This is a genomic window from Vibrio sp. 10N.237.312.B06 (assembly GCF_041464685.1).
In the GTDB taxonomy this organism is placed as follows: Bacteria; Pseudomonadota; Gammaproteobacteria; order Enterobacterales; family Vibrionaceae; genus Vibrio; species Vibrio tasmaniensis_A.
The window spans coordinates 3,945-6,750 of sequence record NZ_JBFSPI010000139.1; the positions used below are offsets into that span (position 1 = coordinate 3,945).

Consider the following 2,806-nt stretch of genomic DNA (forward strand, 5'->3'; position numbering starts at 1 on the left):
GGCGGTGGTTCAGGCTCAGGCGGTGGTTCAGGTTCAGGCGGTGACGGTTCAGGTTTAGGTGGTGACGGTTCAGGCTCTGGTGGTGGTTCAGGCTCAGGCGGTGATGGTTCAAATGTTGCTGCTGCTGTTAAAAACATGCACAGGGACGTAGTTAATAATTTAGATGATCTTAGCACTGACATTAATAATAACGGTTCTGGTATAAAAACAGGTTTATCTGATAATACTGCGGCTGTTAATTCTAACGGCGATAAAATCTCTAATGATTTAAAAAAAGGTTTCTCTGATATTGGTAATTCATTGGGGGATTTAAAAGGTTCTGTTGATGGGGTTAAAGGTTCTCTTGATGGCATTGAAGATACTTTAAATGATTTTGCTAATGTTGATACTAGCGGGGCGGGGTCTAACGGTACTTGTATTAAATCATCCACATGTAAGGGTTTTTATGATTCTAATTATCCAGAGGGTATATCTGGTGTTGTTGGTGACCATATAAAATCTATTAAAGGGAACACTCTTGATGAGTTCGTTGATACGTTCTCCAAGCTTGATTTATCTAATTCTAGTCGCCCTAAGTTTGTAATACCCATTCTGGATTTTGGTAACTTTAATATTGAGGATTATATAAACTTAGATTGGATATTTGGTTTTGTTCGTTTTTGTCTTATTTTTACAGCTATAGCGACTGCTCGTAAAAATATCTTTGGAGGTTAACATGAGTTGGATTGTAGATTTATTTAATAAGCTTTTAGATTTCTTGTATCGTTTAATTCTTTCTCTGGTTGAAATGATAAAAGATGTTTTATTGTGGTTTGTTGATGGAATGTTTTCTGTTGTCGATAATCTTCTTTCTTATGCTTTTTCCTTTTTTCAACCTATGGATATTTCTCAATATTTAACTGCCATACCTCCGCAGGTGTCTTGGGTTCTTTCTGCTATCGGTGTTCCTCAAGGTTTGACGATAATATTAGCTTCGCTTCTTACTCGTCTTTTACTCCAATTAATTCCATTTACTAGGTTAGGCTCATGATTTACGGAATTGTAGGCCGTCCAGGTGGCGGAAAAAGTTATGAAGCGGTAGCTTTCCAGGTTCTTCCTGCACTTAAAGAGGGTCGCAAGGTCATAACAAATTTACCTTTGCAAGTTGATCACTTTGCTGCGGTTCTTGGCAATGAAGTGCGCGATTTAATTGTTGTTGTTGACGGTAAGCTAAATGATTTTGGCTCTATGGAAAGGCCGTTTAGTAAAGTTGCTGATTACAATGATGACTGGAAGAATGACAAAGGACAGGGGCCGTTATTTGTTGTTGATGAGGCGCACATGACATTACCCAACAAGAATCTGAACACTGAGATTCTTGAGTGGTATTCTCTACATCGTCATTATGGTGTTGATATTGTCCTCGTTACTCAAAACTTGAGAAAGATTCACCGCGATATTAAAGACATGATTGAGGTGACTTATTACTGTGCTAAGAATACGGCTTTAGGTTCTAACAGTACATATACTAGAAAAGTTCGCTCCGGTGCGAGTGGGGATGTTGTTAATACTAGCATTCGCAAATATGAGTCGGCTTACTTTCCATTCTATAAGAGTCATACCGCATCTAATAGCAGTGTCACTGAGGCTATGGCGGCCGATATTGTTCCACTTTGGAAGCGTTGGCCTGTTATCGGTTCGGTCATACTTTTAAGTTTTGGCTTGTTTCTTTCTGTTTATGCGTTTTCACCAAAAGATAGTGAAGTCACACAAAACCCAGCTGCTCCGCAAACATCCGTCTCTGATGCTGTAGTTCCTGAAGGTTCACCAGAGGAAGAACCAAAAAAAGATTCTAGTGGCTTTGGCCCATTAGAGTCTTTTAAGTTTTTCGTAACTGGTTATTCAAAGCAGATTGCTTATCACCGATATTCTGATGATATTTCAATTGATAGAGATTTATCTTTTTATCGCATCTACATCGATGTTTACGACAAGAACCAAAAGCTTTTTAGCTTTGACCATGTGGCACTTGAAGAGATTGGTTATCAGTTTACCGTGTTGTCTGATTGCGTTTATAAGCTTTCGTGGGATGGTTCAGACCGCATAATCACATGCGGTGAGATTCCCCAAAAAGAAAAGGTGGACGTTTTAGGCGATGTTTTACCAATCGAGGTTTAGTTATGAGTGTTCAAGTTATTACCCGTAATGGTCGTTATTTTTATTTGATTGATAGATTTTGCAGAACCAAGCCCCGCAGGGATAAGCGAACATGATCAAGTTAAGGGGTCGATTCAGCTTGATGAGCGATAAGCAGCGAAGCGTAGCAGTGTTAGGGAGACAAACGAAAACCCCTCATCTTGCTAAGCGCTCTTAAAACTTGGGCAGGCTTTGTTGAGTGTGAATTGGTGGTTGTAGTTTTACTGTTGTTCTAACAGCGTCATTTTGATTGCTGTTACAAAAATCAAAGAGGTTCTTTAAATGCAAAATGTAGTGTTGACGGCTGAACAGGTACAAGCGATTGCTGAGTCTTTTGCTATCTATGGTTTTATTGGTGTTCTAGGTGCGTTGTTTTTTTATGACGCTTTGGCGTGGCTTGCTCTTAAATCCGTTCGTAGGCTTGGGGCATTTTTGAAAAAGTCTCAATCTGAAAAAACTTATGATGATGTTGTCGCACGTAGAGCTAGGGCTAAGATTTCTCGCTAAGTGCGTATTATGGTTTTATGGTTAAGCTCGCTTTCTGCTGCTATAAGCTTGCTTGTAGAGCATAAAGGAGCAACAAACGAAGTTTGTATTGTTTGGCTTTCTAAAAGCTAACAGTGCGTATTAT

The 2,806-nt window shown here is 39.3% G+C and carries 3 protein-coding genes and 1 pseudogene; all 4 read left to right on the forward strand.

Going from position 1 to position 2,806, the window contains the following annotated elements; all coding sequences use genetic code 11:
- Window positions 1-714: pseudogene (locus tag AB6C75_RS22375) on the forward strand (hypothetical protein); the annotation flags it as partial.
- Between the two features lies 1 nt (window position 715).
- A complete protein-coding gene (locus tag AB6C75_RS22380) occupies window positions 716-1,030 on the forward strand; it encodes a DUF2523 family protein (protein ID WP_372109315.1) in 315 nt (104 codons plus the stop codon).
- Window positions 1,027-2,157, forward strand: coding sequence for a zonular occludens toxin domain-containing protein (locus tag AB6C75_RS22385; RefSeq protein WP_372109317.1), 1,131 nt, complete (start codon window positions 1,027-1,029; stop codon window positions 2,155-2,157). Before AB6C75_RS22380 ends, AB6C75_RS22385 begins: the two co-directional genes overlap by 4 nt.
- A gap of 300 nt (window positions 2,158-2,457) precedes the next feature.
- The gene (locus AB6C75_RS22390; protein ID WP_372109319.1) at window positions 2,458-2,682 is read left to right on the forward strand and encodes a hypothetical protein; all 225 of its coding nucleotides are present in this window, start codon (window positions 2,458-2,460) and stop codon (window positions 2,680-2,682) included.
- Window positions 2,683-2,806: the final 124 nt, after the last annotated feature.